Source organism: Pontibacter toksunensis, assembly GCF_042686245.1.
Classification (GTDB): Bacteria; Bacteroidota; Bacteroidia; order Cytophagales; family Hymenobacteraceae; genus Pontibacter; species Pontibacter toksunensis.
Window position 1 is genome coordinate 98,907 of sequence record NZ_JBHUOX010000011.1, and the last position, 22,354, is coordinate 121,260.

A 22,354-nucleotide genomic window follows, 5' to 3' on the forward strand; every position below is an offset into this window, starting at 1 on the left:
CAAAGCTACGAATTTGAGTGGAAAGAGGTCAGGAATAGCTGGTTCTTGTTTAGATGATGTGTGGCTAGTGGAGTCAGAGCAGAATTCGGCTATATATTTCACCTCCTTGCTATCCTTATAGCCAAGGCACGAAAAAGTGGTATGTCAGCATAAAATATACACTATTTGTAGTATCTTACTCCTCTTCCCTAATCAAATAAAAACTACATGTTATACAGAAATACCCTCACGCTGTTACTTTGCCTGTGCTTCAGCTTCACGTTTGCCCAGAAGTCTGCCACAACTGTTCTACAAGAGGTTAAACCTGAAAAAGCAGGTATGAGCGCCGAACGCCTGCAACGCCTAGATCGGGTGCTGCAGGAGTATGTAGACAAAAATTATATTCCGGGCGCTGTCGCTTTAATTGCCCGCAATGGCAAGGTTGTTTACTATAAGAGCGTGGGCCACAGTGATACAGAAGCTAAAGAGACCCTGAAGCGCGATGATATTTTCCGTATCGCCTCTCAGACCAAAGCCATTACCAGTGTGGGCGTGATGATGCTGTATGAAGAAGGAAGGTTCCTGCTTGATGACCCCATCTCCAAATATATTCCTGCTTTTAAAAGCCCAAAGGTACTGGACACCTTCAACAAGCAGGACACTACTTTTACTACGGTGCCGGCGAAGCGGGAAATTACTATTCGTGACCTGCTCACCCATACCTCCGGCATCAGTTACCCCTCTATTGGCGGACCTGAGGCGACAGCCATTTATGCAAAAAGTAAAATACCAAGTGGCATTGGCACCCCCAACGACAAATTAGCTGATGCCATACATGCGCTGGCAAAGCAGCCACTCCTCCACCAGCCGGGAGAACGTTTCACTTATGGTTTGAACACAGATGTGCTGGGGCATTTGATTGAAGTTGTTTCCGGAAAGCCACTGGACCAGTTCTTCAGAACGCGCATTTTTGAGCCACTTGGCATGAAAGACACCTGGTTTTATTTACCTGCTGAGAAACACGACCGCCTTGTTAAACTATACAGCGAGGGAGAAAACAGGAAACTACAACCTGTGCCTGCAAGAGGAGGACAGACACCTGATTTCCCAAAACTGGCTGGATCGTATTTCTCAGGTGGCGCTGGCTTGTCTTCTACCATCCACGACTATGCTGTTTTCCTGCAGATGCTGCTGAATAACGGGGAGTACAATGGCCGTCGGCTGTTAAGCCCAACTACCGTACGCCTCATGACCACCAACCAGATAGGAGAAGTGATGATGGGGAACAACAAATTCGGTCTTGGTTTTGGCATTGCCACAGAAAAAGGCGCCGCCAGATTACCTGTTTCAGAAGGTACTTATGACTGGGGCGGCATTTTCGGCACCACCTACTGGGTAGACCCAAAAGAAGGCATTGTAGCGCTGCTCTACACAAACAAATACCCGAACAGCTATGGAGACCTGAACGACAAATTCCGGGTACTTGTTTACCAGGCTATCACAGACAGCCAACTTTCTTCCAGGTAGAGCTAGTAATACCAAATGGCATAAAGCGTATTCCATAGGAAAGCTATCTAAGCTGCCGTAGCTATAGTTCATCCAGCGGCATCAAACCGTCCTATAGCTGTTGTTTTGTGCTCTCCAGGCCCAGAGGCCTCGTCGTAGGGGGACCTTTAGGCAATTTGGTATAAGCTACTTATAAGTTACACAATCTAATAAGGCCAGCTTTCCTGAGCTGACCTTATTAGATTGTGTAAAGTAAGAGCCCTTCCTGCTTTCCTTTAAAGGTAGGGTGGCTTCATTTCATCTTACTCTGACTATAGCGCGAGCGTCCTTGCTCATGTCTCCTATCTTCGGGCCTATGCCCCGGACGGGTTACAAACACTACATCATAAAAAGACACAGGTTTTAAAACCTGCACCAGTGAAAGGGAGAATGAAGCAGCTCAACCTTTACAGGCTGGAGTTTATACTAAGCCAGCTCAGGTGCCGCTAAAGACATCTCTTTGGAAAACATCTACCTGCCTCCCGCCCTTGTTGGCTCTATATCATTTTCCCTTTCCAATTGCCTGTCTACATGTTCACTTTCTTCCCGAAGCGCTGGTTCGTGCATAGGGCTTTCAGTTGGTCTTTCGTCACCAAACAGGATTCCCCACTGTTTGAAATTTTCTGTTCTATCGAAGATTACTTTGAGCACAGCTATCACCGGCAACGACAGGAACATCCCAATTACCCCCGCAATCTCACCGCCTACTATAACGCCCACAATGGTAGCCAATGCATTTATCTTTACTTTAGACCCTACAATGCGTGGCATCAGGATATTGTTGTCCAGGAACTGCACGGCCGCTATTACACCCAGCACTGTGAGTATCGGCCACAACTCTGAGGAGGAGGCAAGCGTCAGCAGCACCCCGATAATGTTACCCAGCAAGGCGCCAACGTACGGTATCAGGTTCAGGAAAGCGAATATCACCCCAATCAGCAAGGCGTGTTTAATGCCGATGATCATCAGAATGCCTCCAAGCAGCACAGTCATATAAGAAACCTGGATTAAGAGGCCAAAGAGATAGCTTTTAATGATGATTTCCATTTCACGCATCGTGTCTTCCACATTCTCGTGGTTGCTGCTCGGGAACCAGAAAAACACAAAGCGCAACAGCAGGTTCTTATAAAAGAGCAACAGGAAGATATAGATGGGCACCAAACCCAGGAAAACGAATATGCCCGTGATAGACGTGGCAGCTCCACTCAGCATGTTACCCAGGTAACCCAAAATTCTGTTACTCTGCTCACTTATAAAGTTCGTCTGCTCTTCGGTAGACACTGGGGAGATACTTTCTACCCAAGCACTGAGTGACCGTAAATGTTGCGTAACGTTTGCCTGGATAACAGGAAAGTCAGATATCAGGTTACTTATCTGAAAGGAGAAGAACCAGATAATAAGCCCCACCACCAGTACCAGTACCAGCAGGGTGGTACCAATGGCCAGCGTCTCAGGGAACTTATTTTTCCTGAAAAAACGGTAGAGTGGCAGCAGCATGATACTCAGGAAGAAAGCCATCAGCATCGGGGCCAGCAAGTCTCTGCCCAGCACAATGATCCATCCCAGGAAAAATATTCCCATTACTTCGATTGCCCTTCTTACTGTGAGCGGCATATCATTTTTGAAATTCATATTTGGTAAGGTTAAGCTTTAGTAATGCCTCTGTATACGGTGCAGAAGGAAAAGGAATTACCTTTGCGCCATGAGTAAACAAGTGCAGGTGCATGCGGCGCTGTTTCTGGTGGCCCTGATCTATGGGAGTAACTACAGCATCGCAAAAGAAGTAATGCCTCTTTATGTGGGCCCTTTTGGTCTGATTGTGATTCGGGTAGTATCTGCGGCGCTCTTTTTCGGCATCTTTTCAAGGATGGTTGTGAAGGAGAAAATAGTGGGACGGGCTGACAACCTGCGTTCTATTGCCTGCGGCGTGACGGGCATAGCCATCAACCAACTCTGCTTTTTTGGTGGGCTCAATTTAACCGTACCCATCAATGCTGCCCTGCTGATGGTGATAAGCCCGGTAGCTGTACTCCTTTTCTCGGCCATACTGCTGAGAGAAAGCGTGAGCTTCAGGAAAGTGAGCGGCATTGCACTGGCATGCCTGGGTGCCCTGCTCCTCATTAATACCTCCCGTAGCGCAAGTGCCCCCGGTAACATCCTCGGGGACCTGCTCATTGTCATGAATGCTGTCTCTTTCGGTATGTACCTTGTGCTGGTGAAACCGCTGATGCAGAAGTACAAGGCCATCACTATTGTCAGTCGTATTTTTGCGGTGGGGGCTGTTATTGTAGTGCCTTTTGGCTGGCAACAGCTCCTAACTCCTGACTATAGCTCCTTTCCCACCTCCATTTGGCTTGCTATCGTGTTCATGGTGCTGGCTGTCACTATATTGGCTTACCTGCTCAATACCTGGGCGCTGCGCTATGCCAATCCCTCTCTGGTAGGTGCTTACATCTACCTGCAGCCGGTGCTGGCTATCGTCATTGCCACTGGCTTTGGAAAAGATGTGTTCACGCCACAGAAAGGGCTCTATGCCTTGCTGATTTTTGCCGGCGTTTACCTCGTTAGCCGGACAAGGCAGAATGTAGGCAAAAAAGCAGCATAGAGTGAACGCTCCTTAAACGAATTAAACCTTCTTTGAAAGCAGGGTACAACGCTTAAAACCTGACTGACATGCTACCTGATACGTGCACCTTGATACGCTTTGGAACTACCTCTTCCACCACACCCTGCTGGTAAAGCTTTGGATATTATCAACCCACTGCCCTACTTCCGGCACACGTATCGGCACTCCCTGCAGGGCGGCAGCCTTGTGTAAACGCTCTATCGGTTCTCCCCATGGGTGAATAGCCAGGTCGAAGGTGCCCCAGTGCACTGGCAGCAGCCTGTTGCCCTGTACCTGCTGATGAGCCTGTACTGCCTCCTCTGAATTGGTGTGAATGTCTGCCCAGTTTATATCATATGCCCCTATGGGCATAATTGTCAGGTCGAAAGGCCCGTAAGCTGCCCCTATATCCGTGAACTCTGCCATAGGTCCGGAGTCGCCACTGTAAAACACGCTCTCCTTCTTTCCAACAATACACCAGCTCACCCACAGGGTACTGTCCCGGTCGAAGAGCCACCTACCTGAAAAGTGCCTGGCAGGAGTAGCGACTAACAGGTTATCACCATCCTGCACCTGCTGCCACCAGTCCAGTTCCACAATATTCAGCGCCGGCACCCCCCACTCTACCAGCCGCTTCTTTACTTTCAGCGGCACGTAAAACAGCGGCACCTTATCGCGCAACGCATGGATAGTAGGGTAATCGAGGTGGTCGTAATGGTCGTGGGAGATGATGACGGCATCAATAGCATGAATGTCAGCTACTTTAACTGGAGCAGGATGAATGCGCTTGGGTCCGGCAAAAGGCACAGGAGAAGCCCGATCGCTCAGCACCGGGTCAATCAGGTAGCGGCGTTTGCCCAGTTCCAGCACCAGTGAGGCATGGCCTAACCAGTTTACCCGCATTTGCTCGGACTGCTCCCGCTCAAAATCTGCAGCCGAAAGGTAATGTACCGGCACTTCAAAAGAAGGCTTACCGGCGTTTTTCGAGCGTTTCGCGTACCGCAGCATCGTGTCCAGCATGTTTTCTTTCTGAAGTACTTTCGTGACGGCTGAATTAAGGAATTTTCCATCTTCAAAGCGGGAGGCGGCAGCCTGCTGAGGTCTTCTCATGATATGTCTGGTTTTCTCTTTTACCAGCCCAATGTACTCTGTTTAGCTGCTTTCGGTTTTGCTGCTCATTTTTAAGGTTTATTTGTTCTTAGTGCAGTACCTCTCTGCTGGAAACAAAAAATCCTGCCGGTATAGCACCGGCAGGATTTCCATTTTATACTTTAGATTTGTTATATACTTCTTACTTTGGGTTTGTTCCCCCAGCTTCTGTTACCGCCGCTATTACTGTTGCTGGCTGGTCTTGGTGAACCTGAACCTTCTCTTCTGCCTCCTCCGTTTGAACCGCTATTTCTTCTGCCACCGTTACCGCCACTGCGCTTCTTCTGCGCAACTGTGCTGGCTGCCTCGGCAAAATCTTTCGCCGTCATCGGGTACGGGTGATTATCAATCACAGGTACCGACTTAGAGATCAGCTTTTGAATGCTTACCAGGTAAGATGTTTCCTCAGCATCGCAGAACGACAGGGCCACGCCACTTGCTCCGGCACGGCCTGTACGGCCAATGCGGTGCACGTATGTTTCCGGTTCGTTTGGTAACTCATAGTTGATTACGTGCGACAAATCGTCCACATCAATACCACGGGCTGCAATGTCCGTTGCCACCAATACACGTGTCTGGCTTTTCTTGAAGTTATCCAGGGCACGTACACGCGCATTCTGCGACTTGTTCCCATGAATCGCCTCTGCCTGAACACCAGCTTTGCTCATATCTTTGGCTACCCTGTCAGCACCGTGCTTAGTACGGGTAAACACAAGGGCACGGTCAATTTCACCATCCTTTAACAGGTGAATCAGCAAGTTCTTCTTGTCAGACTTCTTTACATAGTAAACCGCCTGCTTAATAGTGTTTGCTGTAGACGACACCGGCGTTACCTCCACTTTGGCAGGGTTCACGAGTATCGTATCGGCTAATTTCATAATTTCCGGAGCCATAGTCGCAGAGAAAAACAGCGACTGCTTTTTCTCCGGCAATACCTTCAGCACCTTCCGTACATCATTCACAAAACCCATGTCCAGCATACGGTCCGCTTCGTCGAGCACGAACATCTCAATGTTGTTCAGGTGCACGTACTTCTGCGCCATCAGGTCGAGCAAACGGCCTGGCGTAGCTACCAGAATATCAACACCGGCACGCAGAGCATCTGTCTGCGCACGCTGTGACACACCACCAAAAATCACTGTATGCTTCAGGCCAGTATGTTTACCATAGGAGGTCAGGCTGTCTGCAATTTGCAGGGCCAGCTCACGTGTTGGCGTCAGGATCATTGCTCTAATTCTACGTGGAGCTCTGTCCTGTTGTACTTTGTTTTCTGAAAGCAACTGCAGAATAGGAATAGAAAAGGCAGCCGTTTTACCGGTTCCTGTCTGGGCACATCCTAAAATGTCTCTTTTCTGAAGTATGAGCGGAATTGACTTTTCCTGGATTGGTGTTGGTTGGGAATATCCTTCTGTTTTAAGAGCTTTAAGGATAGGCTCTATCAAATTTAAATTCTCGAATGTCATTAATTGGTTTTTCAAAAGAAACCGCGCAGCACCTTGTGTGCTGCTTAAGCGGAGAGATGGCCGGAATCTGATTCATTTTGCGTGACTGCTATAGCCACTGGGCCATTCCCGACCTGTGTTCTTTCTTCAACTTATAAAAGGACAATATAGTTCTAATATCAGCTGAAGAATACAAAGGTACGCCTATAAAATATCATATCCTATATATGTTTTTTGAGGTAGTACCCTCCAGCCTTACTCTCTATGTTGACCAGATTGATTCATTATCATCAACTTAATACAATTTTTAGCCGCATCCCATCCTCCTACCCCTTTGATAGGGGACACTCCAAAACAATATTTTTTAGATAACATCTTAGCGAAGGCAGATTTCCTTTGCTTGAAGTTGACTTTAGTATCCGATGGTAAAGCGTTGCCGGATAAACTGTGGGTTTTCCAGTTCATCCAAAACAGCTATGGCAAAGTCCTGTCGCGAAATCCTGCTTTCGCCCCGATCATCCACCACAGGGCTTTCTGTGTCGTAGCGGAACTTGCCGGTGCGCTCGCCCGGCTCAATAATTACGGCTGGGCTGAAGAAGGTCCAGTCCAGTTCCTTTTCTTCCTGGTATACTTTCAGGGAATCGCGTTGCGCCATGGCTCCGCCTTTCCAAGCTTCCGGGAACTCTGGGGTGTCTACTAGCTGCACCCCCGTTTCTGCGTAAAGGCTGCCTGCACTACCCACGTTCAGGATACGGTTTACGCCTGCTTTCTTTGCCGCCTGCAGCACCTTTCGCGCTACCTCCACATGCTTGTTGTAGTCAGCGTCCGGGCCCCAGCCAGGGCTGAAGGACACGACCACTGCATCATGCCCTGTTATTAGTGCGGCCGTTTCCTCTACATCCTCCACATTTCCTTTTTTTACTTCCAGGCTCACGCTCTCTTTAGACACGTTCTCCGTTTGCCGCACAATGGCAGTTACATCATGCCCTCTCGTGAGTGCTTCCTGGGTAATACTGGAGCCAATGTTGCCGCTGGCTCCTATAATGGCAATTTTCATATTGTAATCTTATAAGTTTCAAACTGAATGATAGCACAGCGGCTTATTGCACTTATTTATGTAATGGCAAACAAGCTTGTACCATGTCGTGTTCTTTAAACTTATAAAGGAGCACAAAGTTGCAGCACTTTACGCACCTCCCTGCATAACCTATAACCTGAGGATGGCTACTCTTTCTCTACGTGCTGCTCCCCGGCGATGTGCTTTACTATTTTTATAGCGTGCTCGCGTGAGTTCTCAATAAACCAAACGTGCGTATCCATGCCACCGCAAATTACACCCGCTAAGTAGACGTTTGGCAAGTTTGTTTCCATGGTCTCCGGGTCGTACTGCGGGTAGCGCTTTTCATCTTCAGAAAGTTTTACACCGATTTTTTCCAGAAAACTGAAGCCAGGTTGGTAGCCTGTCATAGCCAGAACAAAATCGTTGGGTATCGTAACCTTCCCTTCCGGAGTCTGGATATCTACTTCCTGCTCTCTTATCTCCGTGAGGCTGGAGGAAAAGTAGCACTTGATAGAGCCTTCCTTGATCCGGTTTTGGAGGTCGGGCTTTGTCCAGTACTTGATGCTTCCGAGTTCCGATTGGCGTACCACCATGGTTACTTCGGCTCCTTTGCGCCAGGTTTCCAGGGCAGCATCTGCAGAAGAGTTGTTAGCTCCCACCACCACCACCTTCTGCCGGAAATAATAATGCGGGTCGAAGTAATAGTGACGTACTTTGGGCAGTTCTTCACCGGGTATGTGAAGCATGTTCGGGATACCGTAGAAACCCACAGCGATTATTACATGGCGCGCCAGGTATTCTCCCTTACTTGTCCGGACGCGGTATTCTTCTCCCTCCGGCTCCATATGCTCCACTCCCTCAAAAAGGTGCACGTTCAGGTTCTTCGAATCCGCCACCCGGCGGTAGTATTCCATGGCCTCCATCCGGTTTGGCTTCGGGTGAATAGACACAAAGGGAATTCCGCCAATCTCCAGCCTGTCGGAGGTGGAGAAGAAAGTCATGTTGAGGGGGTAGTTGTAAATAGAGTTAACGAGCGTTCCTTTTTCAATAATCAGGTGGCTAAGCCCCTCCTTTTGCGCTTCCAAACCGCAGGCCAGGCCAATGGGGCCGGCTCCTACTATTAGTATATCCAGTGTTGATGTGTCCAAAGCTGCTTGTGCTTAATAAGCTTGTGTTATACGTAAAGTTTACAACATGATTCCCCTCGCATGGTTTTGAAGTACTAAATGCGCCTGTCATATCTCCCTCTTCAGGACGTACATGCCGTGGTATTCCGGTTTCATCGCCTTAAAATCCAGCCTGTAGGTACCGCATTTCTGAAAGCCATTATGCTCATAAAAGTCTACTGATTTGCTGCTGTCCATCGCCTTCAGCCACACGAGGCGCTTGTTTCGCTCCCGGGCAAACGCTACCGTAAACTCAACAACCTGTCGCCCGATGCCCTTCCCCGATGAAGCTTTTGTCAAGTAGATTCTTTCCAACTCCAGGCTATTGGCTTCACTCTCATTCGCCAGTGATTTATTTATGTTCAGCTTCAGGAAGCCCACCAGTTCCATATCAGCGTAAATCAGGAAAAGAGCAACATTAGGGTCTTCCAGTTCTTTTTTGAGTGTCGCCTCGCCAAAGCTTTTGTCAATATACCATTTGCCTCCATCGTACCACAAATACAGATAATAGTCGCCGTAAGCGTTGATGGCGATGTCCTGCAGCGTGTGTAAATCTGCTAAGGTGCAGGGGATGATTTCAGTAGTAAGCATGGCTATGGATTGATTCCCTAGGCTTTTAGTATGTGTTATTTCTGCAAATTACTAAAAGTGAAACCTGATAACTAACAGAACCCTCCAACTTAAAAGACCTCGCATCGTGCGCAGTTCCTGTGAGCTTCTGGTGGTAACAGCTTTAACACAGTAATAAGTCAAACGCAAAGTGTTGCGTCTCTACATTAAACAGATGTTATACGCCGAGTCGTATATAAAACGAAAACGGCTAAGAGTTGCCTCCTAACCGTTCCAATAAATATAGATGCTGTTTATTATGCCATTACCTCGTTCAGGTTAGGCAATTGCAGCCTGCCAAAACGGTGCAATGTATTTACATGTGAGCGTATGGCCTGCGCTAAAGTTCTGCTCTCGAGGTAAGGAATGTTATATTCAGCAGTAGTTTCTTTTACTATTTTTGCGATGGCAGGATAGTGCACGTGGCATATACGCGGAAACAGGTGGTGCTCGATCTGAAAGTTCAGGCCACCTACGTACCAGGAGAGCAACTTGCTCTTACGAGCAAAATTAGCCGTCGTATTTAGCTGGTGTATAGCCCAATCATTCTCTATGATACCGCTTTCACTAGGTAACGGATGGCTGGTGCCTTCCACGGTATGTGCCAACTGGAAGATAGTAGAAAGGATAACGCCAGCCACAAAGTGCATCAGCAGAAATCCTACTTGCACCTCCCAGAAAGGGATACCAAACAATAAGGTTGGCGCCACCAGAATTGAGAAGAAATAAAGCACTTTAAAGGCCACAATCTTTGCAAAAGCCACCCTATTCACTGCTTTGGAATTCGCGTTTACTCCGTTCCTGATAAACTGGAAGAACTGCACAAAATCCTTCAGAACTACCCAATACAGCGTAAGTAAACCATAAAACATGAAGGCATACACCCACTGTAATTTGTGGTAGAACCTAACATTTGTGTGCGGCGAGAAGCGCATGAACACCATATCGTCTATGTCTTCGTCCATCTCCACCACATTGGTATAGGTATGGTGCAGGATATTATGCTGCAGTCTCCAGTTGAAAGCAGAGCCGCCCAGCAGGTTCACAGAATGGGCCATCAGGTAGTTGATGGTTTTGCTTTTGGAGAAAGCGCCGTGGTTAGCGTCGTGCATCACACTCATGGCCACACCTGCCACCCCAATGCCCATTATAAACCACAGGCCTAAACTGATACCCAAACCGGGGGTATAGGCAAGCAGCAAAACGAATGGCACAATATAGATAAGGAGCAGGATGATGCTCTTCGTCAGGATGTTGTAGTTACCTGACTTAGGCAGGTTGTTTTCTTTGAAATATTCGTCTACACGTTTGCGTAGCGTAGGAAAAAAGAGGCTTTTGTCTTTATTGACGAATTTTACTTTGCCTTTTAACTTCATTTAGTATGCTTGATATTGAATAAAAACGGTCTCCCCAGTAGTAGCGTGCTCTGGAGGGGAAACCGGTACTGTCTGATAGCTAACCGATGGCCTCGTTCATGTCTGGCAGCCTGCCGAAGCGATGCAGCGTAGCGATGTGAGAGCGAACGGCCTGCCCAAATGTCTCATTTTCCATGTAAGGAATATTGAATTCCTCTGCTGTTTCTTTCACTATACCCGCAATAGCCGGATAGTGCACATGGCAGACGCGCGGGAAGAGGTGATGCTCAATCTGAAAATTCAAACCGCCCACGTACCACGACAACAACTTGTTATGGCGCGAAAAGTTTACGGTTGTGTTCATTTGGTGTATTGCCCAGTCATTTTCAATGTTTCCATTCTCATCCGGCCTCGGGTGGCTGGTTCCCTCCACCGTATGCGCCAACTGGAATACCACTGTCAGGATAATACCTGCTACGAAGTGCATCAGCACGAAGCCGAGCAGTACCTGCAGGAATGGAATGCCAAAGAAAAGTGTAGGCACCGCCAGTACCACAAAGAAGTACAGCACCTTCATGGTGATGAGTTTCAGGAGCCAGTTCCTGTTTTCTGACGGAGAGTTTGAATTAACGCCGTTCTTAATAAAGAGATTGTACTGTACAAAATCCTTTGCAAGAACCCAGTAGAGCGTTAACAGGCCATAAAAAACAAACGCATACACATACTGCAGCTGATGGAAAAACTTGACTTTTGTGTGCGGCGAAAAGCGCAGTACCAGCCTGTCCTGTATATCCTCGTCCATCTCCACCACATTGGTATAGGTATGGTGCAGAATGTTATGCTGCAGCTTCCAGTTGAAGGCAGAGCCGCCCACCAGGTTCAGGGTATGGCCCATTATTTCATTCACCCTTTTACTACTGGAGAACGCGCCATGGTTGGCATCGTGCATCACACTCATCCCAATACCAGCCACTCCCAACCCCATGATAAACCATAGCAGCAGACTAAGCGGAAAGGCCGGTTGAAAAGCTAAAAGTGCGATGAAAGGCAGCATGTAGCACATTAACAGCACCACGCTTTTCACAATCATGGTTGTATTAGCAGTCTTAGGGAGGTTGTTTTGGATAAAGTAATCATCTACACGTTTGCGCAAAGTAGAGAAGAACAGGTTTTTGTCTTTGGAAACGAATTTTACTTTGCTTTGAAGCTTCATACAGGGAATTTGTGTGATACATTATAAACTCACAAAAGCTGAAAGAGCATAAAGTGAATTGCGGGTACTGTGTTAAAAGGTTTACTGGCAACTATAAGTTCAGATTCAATCCCAACAAATCACTCAACATTAGTAACTAATACATAGATAGCTACCTGTCACCTACTTATTTATACGTACTAAATGCAATAATTCGTGTAAATTAGCCATAAAAAAGCTGAAAAAGCTGCCTGACAGGCTAAATTATAATGTTTAGCTACAGGACTACTTACCTAAACCGATGACGCTTAAACACAGTTTTCGTGCTTATGTTTCATCAAAAGCAATGTCACGATAGTACAAAACGCCCTTAGAGTATGTGCTATAAGCCAAGGCCTGCAGGTGCATTTTCAGCGCTTTGATAGACAAACTTACCTATGGCCTAAACAGATGAAACCAAAAGAGGCTGGCCAAAAACAGACCAACCCCTTTTGATTTCGCTGTTTACTGTTACAAGTGTATTACTTCGTCGTAAGCTGCTGCAGCGGCTTCCATAATGGCTTCGCTCATGGTTGGGTGCGGATGCACCGACTTGATGATTTCGTGGCCGGTTGTTTCCAACTTGCGGGAAACAACTACCTCTGCAATCATTTCGGTCACGTTTGCGCCTATCATGTGTGCTCCTAAGAACTCCCCGTACTTGGCATCGAAGATAACTTTCACAAAGCCGTCTTTCACACCACCTGCACTGGCTTTGCCAGACGCAGAGAACGGGAACTTGCCCACTTTGATATCAAGGCCTTGCTCACGGGCAGCTTTTTCTGTTAAACCAACAGATGCGATTTCAGGAGAGCAGTACGTGCAGCCCGGGATGTTGCCATAGTTTAACGGCTCCGGGTTGTGGCCCGCAATTTTCTCCACGCAGATAATACCCTCTGCAGAAGCAACGTGCGCCAGTGCCGGACCAGGAACAATGTCACCGATGGCATAAATGCCATCTACCGTTGTTTTGTAGAAATCATCTACCACCACGCGGCCCCTGTCTACTTCAATGCCGAGCTCCTCCAGGCCAATGTTCTCCAGGTTTGTCTGGATACCCACCGCCGAGAGCACTATTTCCGCTTCCAGACTTTCTTCGCCTTTGGCTGTTTTCACTTTAACTTTGCACAGTTTGCCACTGGTGTCTACAGACTCTACAGATGAATCTGTCATGATGTCGATACCTGACTTCTTGAAGGACTTGGCAAGCTGACGGGATACTTCTTCGTCTTCTACCGGAACAATGTTCGGCAGGTACTCCACGATGGTTACTTTCGTGCCCATGGAGTTGTAAAAGTATGCAAACTCTACCCCGATAGCGCCGGAGCCCACCACAATCATCGACTCAGGAAGCTTGTCAAGCGACATGGCCTGGCGGTAACCGATTATTTTCTTACCGTCGATTGGCAGGTTTGGCAGTTCCCGTGAACGCGCGCCTGTTGCCAGTATGATGCTGGTAGCCTCTATCGTTTCCTTTTTGCCTTCTGCGTTGGTTACTTCTACTTTGCCTTTTCCTGTTAGTTTACCTGTACCCATAATGGCATCGATCTTGTTTTTGCGAAACAGGAACTGGATACCTTTGCTCATGCCATCTGCTACGCCACGGCTGCGCTTGATAACAGCACCGAAGTCTACAGAGGCATCTCCCACAGTAATGCCATAGTCAGCAGCATGGTTAATATATTCAAAAACGCTTGCGCTCTTTAGCAGTGCCTTGGTCGGGATACAACCCCAGTTCAAGCAGATGCCACCCAGCGACTCACGCTCGATTACACCTACTTTCATACCCAGTTGCGAGGCACGAATTGCCGCCACATAACCGCCCGGGCCACTACCAAGCACTACTAAATCGTATTTTGATGCCATAGTCTCTTTTTATATAGTTGATGAACAAAAATAATCTTAAATCCCCATACTGCAAAACCAGATGTCTCAGCTGCTCCTGTTTTAGCGTAATTAGCAGACCAGGAGAAAAAGTTACATCGGCAGCATTGGCTTTCTACTTGTACCTGAAGGGGCTTGCAAACCTATGGTTTTTGCACCGCCTATCCCTGGCACAAAAAAAGGGCGCTTTCGCAGCGCCCTTTTCATAAAATCAATAATCACAATACAATATTAAGCATCCTCCGGCTTTTTGGCTTTGTTCGTTGCCAGCAAGTCCGGCTTCGTGCTGTTTAGATCTCGGGCCTCCATTTTTTTCACCGTTTCTTCTTTTATTTCCTCGAATTCAGAAAGGTGCTGTTTCGTGATAGGGTTTGCAAGGGGCAGCTTCGCACTCAGCGCATCCACCTGCTGGCCATTTTTCCAGAACCGGTAGCAGAGGTGCGGGCCGGTTGCCAGGCCTGTGCTGCCAACGTAGCCAATGGTCTGCCCCTGCTTCACCTTTTTACCAGCACGCATGCCTTTCGCAAATCTGGACATGTGCAGGTATTGCGTAGTATAGGTTTTGTTGTGCTTGATTTTAACATAGTAGCCATTGCCACGTGTATACCGCGCTTCCAGCACCACGCCATCCCCCACTGTGCGGATTGGAGTGCCATGCGGGGCGGCAAAGTCAGTACCCAGGTGTGCTTTGTAGCGTTTTTGCACCGGGTGGAAGCGTCGTTTAGAAAAGCGGGAACTGATGCGGGAATATTCTAAAGGCTCTTTCAGAAAAGCCTTTTTCATGCTCTTGCCTTCCTGGTCGTAGTAGCTCAGGCCATCGCCCTGGTCGAAGCCAATGGCGTAAAGCGGCTTGCCCATGTGCTCAAAAAAAGCAGCCTTTAAGTTACTGATATCTATTGTGGTGCCATTCACCACCTTCTCATCGTAAATGAGCTTAAACTTATCTCCCGGCTGTATGCGGTTCAGGTTTAGGCGCCAGGCGTAAATGTCGGCAAACTTGTTCACCAACTGTGGGGAGCCGCCAGCCGCAACAATAGACTCAAACAGGGAACTCTCTATCTCACCTGACAGCGTACGCTCCAGTACCTCCATCTCCCGCTCCACCTTTGTCACGGCCATTTCGCAGCGCAGGTCATAAATGATGTATTCTATGTTGTTTGGCTCATATATAAAATATTGGGCCGTCTGCGCGGAGTCCAGCGCATGAAGAAGGGTATAGCTGCGCTTCGCTGCCATGTGGCGCACATTAAAGATACCCTTTGATTTCTCGGCCAACAGGTCAATCTGGGTTGGTGAGATGTTGTACTGGGAAAGAATCTCTGAGAGGCTTTCCCCTCTTTTTATTTCCGCCTCCACAATCTCCAAGGAGTCAGTCGGAATACCGTAGACTATAGGCGCCGGTCCCTTTTCCTCTACTATCTCTTCCACTTCCTCCTCCTCTTCCTGTGCGGGAACAAGTTCTTTCGGTTGAGCCATCAAACTTTCGGTACTGAATTGCAGCGTGTACTCAGCCGTAATAAAAATGAATACCAATGAAGCGATGAGGGTGGCAAGCCCTTTGTTGCTATTGAACATCTTGTAATATCTTTGGTGGAAAGATTCGCACGAAAATAGGCTTAAACCATTACAAATAAAAACATAGCCTTCTACAATATTCAGATTCTAAATATGTTACACTATATTTAAAGAACCTGATATAGCACTGCAGCGCACTGGAGGCAACAGGCACATCTGCCGGCCAGGGCTGGCATACCCTATATAAATAACTAAAAGTCAAGAAGTTTATTCTTCCACAGCCTCGTTTTTTCCCATCTCCTTCATAATTCTATTTTTTTTCTAACTTTGACCTCTATGAAAACATTAGAAGGAAAAGTAGCTCTGGTAACCGGAGCATCCAAAGGAATAGGGCGCGCCATTGCCCAGAAATTTGTGGAAATGGGCGCACAGGTAGCATTCACGTACCTGTCGAGTGTAGAAAAAGGCCAAGCTTTAGAGCAGGAGCTATCAGCAGATGGTGGCAAGGCGAAAGGCTACCGCTCTGATGCCGCAGATAATACTCAGGCAGAACAACTGGTAGAGGATGTGGTAAAGGAGTTCGGCAAGCTGGACATTGTGGTGAACAACGCCGGCATTACGCGCGACGGGCTGCTCATGCGCATGAGCGAGGAGCAGTGGGATGCGGTAATGAACACCAACCTGAAGTCTGTTTTTAACGTGACCAAAGCGGCAACCAAGCACATGATGCGCGCCAAGAGCGGCTCCCTTATCAATATTACCTCTGTAGTAGGTATAAAAGGAAACGCTGGCCAGGCTAACTACGCTGCCTCCAAGGCTGGTATTATCGGCTTCACAAAGTCTGTTGCGCTGGAGCTTGGTTCCCGCAATATTCGCTGCAACGCTATTGCCCCAGGCTTTATTGAAACAGAGATGACCGGCGAACTGGACCAGAAAGTAGTGGACGAGTGGCGCAAGGCAATTCCGCTGAAGCGTGGCGGTTCACCGGAGGACGTCGCCAACGCGGCAGTATTCTTAGCCTCTGACCAGTCTTCTTATATCAGCGGACAGGTGCTGCAGGTAGATGGCGGCATGCTGACCTAATCAATTTCAAATCATGGATTACGAATGAGGCGTTTTGTGTAATTCATAATCAATTATTCGTAATTTATACTTATCAGAAAGACCAATGCTGCAACTTTTGCGTTAGTAGCATTGGTCTTTTTCTTTTATCTTTAGTATCAGGATTACCTGCATCTGCTTTGCTATATTACTTTTAAGCATCGGATTACCTGTGAGAAAGCACCATAATGGCAGAAGTATAGCCCTGCAGTTGCTCCTGTGTGAGGACGGAGGCACAAGCAACACCCATTCATAATTTTGTAATTAGTCATTCGTAAAAAATAAAAGTTGAATTCATTCAAGCTAATTACCTCTTATTCGCCCTGGTTGATACTTGCCTGCCTGGCTGTAGGACTGCTGTACGCCTGGTTACTTTACAGTAAGCGAACGCCGTGGCCGAAGTCTATCAACTATTTGCTGGCTGCCATGCGTTTTGCGGTGGTGAGTTTTCTGTGCTTCCTGCTTCTGGGGCCACTGGTACGCTATGTAGCCAACACGACGGTAGAGCCGACTATCGTTTTTGCGGTAGACAACTCACAATCTGTGTCGCTGTTCTCCGACTCTGTGCAGTTGCATCAGGCAACACAAGGACTGCAGGCCATGCGCGAGAAACTGGAGAATGAAGGCTACCAGACGCAAGTGCGTACCTTAGCGGCGGCAGATCAGAACGCACAGAATATTGCAGAGGTAAAATACGGAGCAGAAACAACGAACCTGAGCCAATTGCTGTCGGGGGTGCAGGAAGAGTATGCCGGGCAGAACCTGGCAGGTGTGGTGCTGTTGTCTGATGGCATCGTGAACCAGGGCATCTCTCCTACCTACTCTAACTATAACTTCACTTTATACCCGATGGCTGTAGGCGACACCATCCCGAAGAAGGACGTGCTCATTGCCTCGCTTCGTTACAACAAAGTAAACTACAGCGGCAACCGCTTCCCGCTGGAGGTGGAGTTGCAACAGGAAGGTTTTGGTGGCACGGCGGCTACGGTAACTTTAACCGAGAACGGCAAAACCATCGAACGCAAAACAGTTACCCTGAAGCCCGAGCAGCCGATACAGCAGGTTCCGTTCCAGGTATTGGCCGGAGGCTTGGGTAAAAGGCATTACGAGGTGCAGGTACAGCCGCTACAAGGCGAGTTTACCACTCTCAACAATACCAAGCATGCTTATATTGATGTGGTAAAGGGGAAGATAAAAGTACTTGTGGCCGCTGCCGCCCCGCATCCGGATATCAAAGCCATACGGGCTGCCATTGAAACGAACCAGAACTACGAGACGGAGCTTTTTATACCTGGCCTCTCACCACTGAAACAGCAGGATTATGATGTAGTGGTGCTGCACCAGTTGCCTGGAAGAGTGCCAGGTGGTGAGGCCGCTCTCAATCTTGTGCGCCAGAAGAAGATACCTGCACTCTACATACTTGGTCCGCAGAGCGACCTGAACGACTACAACCGCCTAAACGCCGGAGTTAATATCAGCACCAGCGGGCAAACAGATGAAGTGACAGCAGTAGCCTCCGGTAATTTCACCACGTTTAAACTACCGGAGGCTGCCGGCGAGCGGCTGCAGCAATACCCTCCTGCCCGTGTCCCATTTGGAGATGTACGGCTGGCCCCCAATACCGAAGTGGTGCTGTACCAGCAGGTAGGCCGCGTACGCACAGACAAGCCGCTGCTGGCAGTGCAAACGGCAGGAGACAGACGTAACGCCACCCTCCTTGCTTCCGGCACCTGGCAATGGCGTATCATGGAATCAGCCAACAACGCGCAGCCGGAGGTATACGACAAGCTTATCACAAACCTGATACAGCTCCTGAGCGCGCCGCGCAACAAAAAACGCCTGAACGTGTACCCGACGCAGGAAGAATACACCAGCTCGGATGAGGTTCGCTTCAATGCAGAGGCTTACAACGAGGCACTGGAACCCATCTACGGTCAGAATATCACGCTCCGCATTACGAATGAAGACGAGGAAACCAAGAGCTTTAACTTTGCGAACGGAGAGAATCAGTCTGGTGTAAACATTGGTTCGCTGCCGGGCGGCCGCTATACCTATACTGCCTCGGCAAGTATAAACGGCCAGCAACAGCAGGACAAAGGTGAGTTTGTAGTGGAAGAACTGCAACTGGAGGCGCTGAATGCGGTGGCCGACCACAACCTGCTGTACCAGCTAGCCAGCAACACCAACTCCAGGCTATATTACCCAAGCCAGCTGCAGCAACTGGAGCAGGACATACTCAACTCCAACCACAAAGATGTTATCTACAGCTCAGAAGAACTCAACGACCTGGTTGACCTGAAGTGGCTGTTCTTCCTGCTGCTGGGCCTAGTATGCATCGAATGGTTCATGCGGAAGTTCAACGGCAGTTACTGATGTGTTCTTGTTGAATTGCTGGTTGTTTTACTTCCAGAGTTTACGTTTTATTGTCAAATAAATGATACATAGCTTCTTTGAGAGAAGACTATTTCCTTAAGAGCTACACAGCGTAGTAGTTTGCCAAGTGCACTTTGTGACACTCCACTGTTCGAGCGTTCAGCGAGTGGGGGTAGGGGGCCTCCATTTGGAGGCTCTTGATTCTTTTGCCTACTTTTCTCTAAGAGGCCCCCTACCGCCATCAAGGAGAAAAGAAGGGCCCAGCCGGCGAGGCGAAAAGCCGAGAAGAACCATAAAACAACCTTTTTTATGGCTTTTCTATGAAGTGTAGAAGTATTCTCTACAAGGACCCTCAGCAGTAAGAAGCTGCAGTACTTGCAAAACTTTTTTGATGCTAACCACCGACTTCTCCCCAACTATACTGGCAACAGAGCGACTTCACCTGCGGGAACTGACCCCGGAGATGTATGACACCCTTTTCCAATCGTGTAGCGAGCGGGAAATCAAAGCTTATCTTGGCCTGAACTCAGATGCAGAATTCAGAGAAGCAAGAAGAAGGCATGAGCAGGGAACCACCACCTATTTTGTTTCCTTCAAGCACTTTCAACTGCTTCATAAACAAGAAGGTGATCTAATTGGCCGATGCGATTTCCATACCTGGGTGAAAGCCCACAGAAGAGCAGAGGTAGGCTACACCATGACAAGTGAAGCACACAAAAACAAGGGCCTGATGACAGAAGCATTAAGAGCTGTGCTTTCTTTTGGCTTCGAAAAGATGGACCTTTACAGGATAGAAGCCCTGGCATCACCACAGAACACACCCTCGCTGCAGCTCCTGAATCGCTATGGCTTTCAAAAGGAAGGCTATTTAAGAAGCCATTATATGGTGAATGGCGGGTTAGAAGACTCGGTTTTATTCTCCCTGCTGCTCCCGGAATTCGAAAAGCTTAAGCCATGTTGGGTGCAGCAGGAGGTCCAGGGCACACAGGCTCCTTCATAAACGAAATAACATCTAAATTTGAAATACCTCATTCTAAATAAGCCGTTTGAAGTACTGACGCAGTTCACAGACGAAGCAGGTCGCACAACTCTGAACGACTATGTAAAAGTAGCTGGCATATACCCTGTAGGGCGCCTGGACTACGACAGTGAAGGCCTTGTTTTGCTCACTGATGACAAGACCCTGCAGCACCGCCTCTCCGACCCGCAGTTTAAAGTAGAGAAGACTTACCTGGTGCAGGTAGAACGCATACCGCCTCAGGAAGCTCTGACCAAACTGCGGCTGGGTGTGCGCATAAAGGAGACCAAAACTTCTCCTGCCAAAGTGCGGCTTCTGGAGGAAGAGCCACAGGTGTGGGAACGTCCCAAACCCGTTCGTTTCCGGAAAAACGTACCCACCTCCTGGCTTGAAATAAAGATTTCGCAGGGCATGAACCGGCAGGTGCGCCGCATGACAGCCGCCGTAGACTATCCTACGCTGCGCCTCATCCGCACCGCCATCGGGCCGCTGAGTTTGGGAGAACTGCAGCCTGGCGAGTACCGGGAACTCACGCAGGAGGAAGTAAAAGAACTTAAAGCGGCTGCCAGCCAGGGCAGCCCAAAGACCAATAGCAGCAGTGGTGGCACCAGAGGCAGAGGCCCTGCAGGTGGCAAAGGGAAAAAAGGTGGCCAAAGCGGCTTCAGGAAGCAGATCAACTAAGAACTCGCTCCTGACATCCTGACCAGCGGGAAATGATTGCATACTCTCCTACTAGCCTAGGTCTCTCCCGCTGGCCTGAAAGACAAAGAGGGCAGCAACGACTACCTAGTACAGCCGCTTCAGCAGGGCAAGTCCTTGGTCCCACGCACCAAAACCGGCATCAGCATTAATATGCCCTGCCTCTCCGATACCTATAAAATCACTGCCCCAGGCCAGCGCCAGTTGCCTGGCACGCGTTTCGGTTACATAGGGGTCGTTGGTGCTGGCTACCAGCAGGCTCTGAAACGGGAGCGTCTCTAACGGTATAGGCGTAAAACCAGTGGTTCCTTCCGGAAAACCTGCAGCCTCCGTATCAGCGGGAGCGACCAGCAGTGCTGCCTTGATGGAACGCTTATATTCTCTGGCCCAGATGGCTACAGCGATGCAGGCGAGGCTGTGGGCTACAACAATCACCTCTGCTGGGTCATGTTGCATAACAGTTTTATCCAGCATGGTCATCCAGTCGCTACAGTGCGGGGTTTCCCAATCGTGCTGCTCTACCCGAAAAAATTCCGGGTGCTGCCGTCCCCACAGTGTTTGCCAATGCTGTGGCCCGGAACTCCCCAGGCCGGGTACTATCAGTATGGTCGGTGTCATAAACTTTCTTTCCTGGTAATGTTCTCGTTTGTTTAAGCATGCATTACCTCCTGTTGATAAAGCAGGACACAGCACATTTCCTAAACTGCTGGTAGTTGCAGCACTAGAAAACAGCTGCACCCTGTAGTTTATGCCAGATAAAACATAATCTTAGACAGGTATTAGCATCATTTTACCCTTATATAGCTTATTGAGTTGCATTAAAGCTGCTTAGCCTGTTAATTAGAGGCAGATATACTGCCTGACGTATGAAAATAAGCCCACATACCATACATATTCCGGTGGACACCGACCTCTACCTGCGCCTGGCCACCGTTGATGATGCCCCTTTTTTATACCACCTCATCAACACACACCGGGATTACCTGCGCGAGTGGCTTCCCTTTATAGATTACAGCATGTCGGTGCTGGACACAAAAGCTTATCTTAGATCTGTAACAGACAGCAAGAACATTGCGGAGGAGGTTTATGTAATTCTTAATCAGAAAAGTATAGCGGGTATTATCGGCTTCAAAGGGATTGACCATGTCAACCGCAAGACTGAAATTGGCTACTGGCTTTCTGCAACGCTGCAGGGACAGGGCATAATGCGCCGCTCCTGCAAAGCAATGCTGCAATACGCATTCGAGGAAATGGGCATGAATCGTGTGCAAATAAAGGTTGGTATAGGAAACACTAAAAGCAGCAGAATTCCGCAGGCATTAGGCTTTAAATCAGAGGGAGTGCAGCGGGATGGAGAGTACCTGAACGGTCACTTTCATGACCTGGAGATATATAGTTTGCTGCTGCGTGAGTGGGAGCAACAAAATTAACATCTGGCTGGGCTCATCAGATTGTGGCTAAATTGAATTAAGCTTGCTTTCTCCCCTCCAGTCCCAGCGGGACGACCTGTCAGTAGTCTGTTTATTTGTATAAAACGCTAAGCTCCAGTGGAGCGGCACGAAAACATGTATGCCTAATCTCCTGAATGAGGTATATTTGTCCTACAATGGAGCTTGCCTCTAT

Annotated in this window: 18 protein-coding genes; 7 read left to right on the forward strand and 11 right to left on the reverse strand. The window is 48.4% G+C overall.

The window, feature by feature from the left end; translation table 11 throughout:
* The first annotated feature begins 207 nt into the window (after positions 1-207).
* Positions 208-1,506, forward strand: coding sequence for a serine hydrolase domain-containing protein (locus ACFS7Z_RS15275; protein ID WP_377486121.1), 1,299 nt, complete (start codon positions 208-210; stop codon positions 1,504-1,506).
* A gap of 489 nt (positions 1,507-1,995) precedes the next feature.
* Here the strand turns inward: ACFS7Z_RS15275 and ACFS7Z_RS15280 are convergent, their stop codons facing one another.
* Positions 1,996-3,156, reverse strand: coding sequence for an AI-2E family transporter (locus ACFS7Z_RS15280; protein WP_377486124.1), 1,161 nt, complete (start codon positions 3,154-3,156; stop codon positions 1,996-1,998).
* A gap of 70 nt (positions 3,157-3,226) precedes the next feature.
* On the opposite strand from ACFS7Z_RS15280, the gene ACFS7Z_RS15285 reads away from it, so the two are divergent.
* On the forward strand, positions 3,227-4,129 hold the full coding sequence (locus tag ACFS7Z_RS15285) for a DMT family transporter (protein ID WP_377486127.1): 903 nt from the start codon (positions 3,227-3,229) through the stop codon (positions 4,127-4,129).
* A gap of 105 nt (positions 4,130-4,234) precedes the next feature.
* On the opposite strand, the gene ACFS7Z_RS15290 is transcribed toward ACFS7Z_RS15285, so the two are convergent.
* The 9 genes from ACFS7Z_RS15290 to ACFS7Z_RS15330 all read right to left on the reverse strand — a co-directional run bounded on the left by ACFS7Z_RS15290 (position 4,235) and on the right by ACFS7Z_RS15330 (position 15,600).
* Positions 4,235-5,239: an MBL fold metallo-hydrolase gene (locus ACFS7Z_RS15290; RefSeq protein WP_377486130.1), complete on the reverse strand. Its 1,005-nt coding sequence runs from the start codon at positions 5,237-5,239 to the stop codon at positions 4,235-4,237.
* A gap of 170 nt (positions 5,240-5,409) precedes the next feature.
* Positions 5,410-6,741: a DEAD/DEAH box helicase gene (locus ACFS7Z_RS15295; protein WP_377486133.1), complete on the reverse strand. Its 1,332-nt coding sequence runs from the start codon at positions 6,739-6,741 to the stop codon at positions 5,410-5,412.
* 391 nt (positions 6,742-7,132) lie between these two features.
* Entirely contained in the window at positions 7,133-7,777 is a 645-nt protein-coding gene (locus ACFS7Z_RS15300) for an NAD(P)-dependent oxidoreductase (RefSeq protein WP_377486136.1), read from the reverse strand.
* Positions 7,778-7,944: 167 nt separating this feature from the next.
* Positions 7,945-8,928 carry a YpdA family putative bacillithiol disulfide reductase gene (locus tag ACFS7Z_RS15305; RefSeq protein WP_377486139.1) on the reverse strand — a complete coding sequence of 328 codons (984 nt, stop codon included), beginning with the start codon at positions 8,926-8,928 and terminating at the stop codon, positions 7,945-7,947.
* Positions 8,929-9,015: 87 nt separating this feature from the next.
* On the reverse strand, positions 9,016-9,537 hold the full coding sequence (locus ACFS7Z_RS15310) for a GNAT family N-acetyltransferase (protein WP_377486142.1): 522 nt from the start codon (positions 9,535-9,537) through the stop codon (positions 9,016-9,018).
* Between the two features lie 275 nt (positions 9,538-9,812).
* Positions 9,813-10,931 (reverse strand): fatty acid desaturase family protein, encoded by a 1,119-nt coding sequence (locus tag ACFS7Z_RS15315; protein ID WP_377486145.1) that lies wholly within the window; start codon positions 10,929-10,931, stop codon positions 9,813-9,815.
* A gap of 79 nt (positions 10,932-11,010) precedes the next feature.
* On the reverse strand, positions 11,011-12,123 hold the full coding sequence (locus ACFS7Z_RS15320) for a fatty acid desaturase family protein (RefSeq protein ID WP_377486148.1): 1,113 nt from the start codon (positions 12,121-12,123) through the stop codon (positions 11,011-11,013).
* A 489-nt stretch (positions 12,124-12,612) separates the two neighbouring features.
* Positions 12,613-14,007 carry a dihydrolipoyl dehydrogenase gene (gene lpdA, locus ACFS7Z_RS15325; RefSeq protein WP_377486151.1) on the reverse strand — a complete coding sequence of 465 codons (1,395 nt, stop codon included), beginning with the start codon at positions 14,005-14,007 and terminating at the stop codon, positions 12,613-12,615.
* Between the two features lie 249 nt (positions 14,008-14,256).
* Positions 14,257-15,600: a peptidoglycan DD-metalloendopeptidase family protein gene (locus ACFS7Z_RS15330; RefSeq protein WP_377486154.1), complete on the reverse strand. Its 1,344-nt coding sequence runs from the start codon at positions 15,598-15,600 to the stop codon at positions 14,257-14,259.
* A gap of 276 nt (positions 15,601-15,876) precedes the next feature.
* Between ACFS7Z_RS15330 and fabG the strand changes: the two genes are divergently transcribed.
* From fabG to ACFS7Z_RS15350, 4 genes are all read left to right on the forward strand, one after another.
* The gene (gene fabG / locus ACFS7Z_RS15335; protein ID WP_377486157.1) at positions 15,877-16,623 is read left to right on the forward strand and encodes a 3-oxoacyl-[acyl-carrier-protein] reductase; all 747 of its coding nucleotides are present in this window, start codon (positions 15,877-15,879) and stop codon (positions 16,621-16,623) included.
* A 306-nt stretch (positions 16,624-16,929) separates the two neighbouring features.
* Positions 16,930-19,014, forward strand: a complete 2,085-nt coding sequence (locus tag ACFS7Z_RS15340; RefSeq protein ID WP_377486160.1) for a VWA domain-containing protein — start codon at positions 16,930-16,932, stop codon at positions 19,012-19,014.
* Between the two features lie 391 nt (positions 19,015-19,405).
* Positions 19,406-20,014, forward strand: coding sequence for a GNAT family N-acetyltransferase (locus tag ACFS7Z_RS15345; RefSeq protein WP_377486163.1), 609 nt, complete (start codon positions 19,406-19,408; stop codon positions 20,012-20,014).
* 18 nt (positions 20,015-20,032) lie between these two features.
* A complete protein-coding gene (locus tag ACFS7Z_RS15350; protein ID WP_377486166.1) occupies positions 20,033-20,713 on the forward strand; it encodes a pseudouridine synthase in 681 nt (226 codons plus the stop codon).
* Positions 20,714-20,818: 105 nt separating this feature from the next.
* Here ACFS7Z_RS15350 and ACFS7Z_RS15355 read toward each other — a convergent pair whose 3' ends face one another.
* Positions 20,819-21,349: an RBBP9/YdeN family alpha/beta hydrolase gene (locus ACFS7Z_RS15355; RefSeq protein ID WP_377486169.1), complete on the reverse strand. Its 531-nt coding sequence runs from the start codon at positions 21,347-21,349 to the stop codon at positions 20,819-20,821.
* A 248-nt stretch (positions 21,350-21,597) separates the two neighbouring features.
* Between ACFS7Z_RS15355 and ACFS7Z_RS15360 the strand changes: the two genes are divergently transcribed.
* Positions 21,598-22,161 (forward strand): GNAT family N-acetyltransferase, encoded by a 564-nt coding sequence (locus ACFS7Z_RS15360; RefSeq protein ID WP_377486172.1) that lies wholly within the window; start codon positions 21,598-21,600, stop codon positions 22,159-22,161.
* Positions 22,162-22,354: the final 193 nt, after the last annotated feature.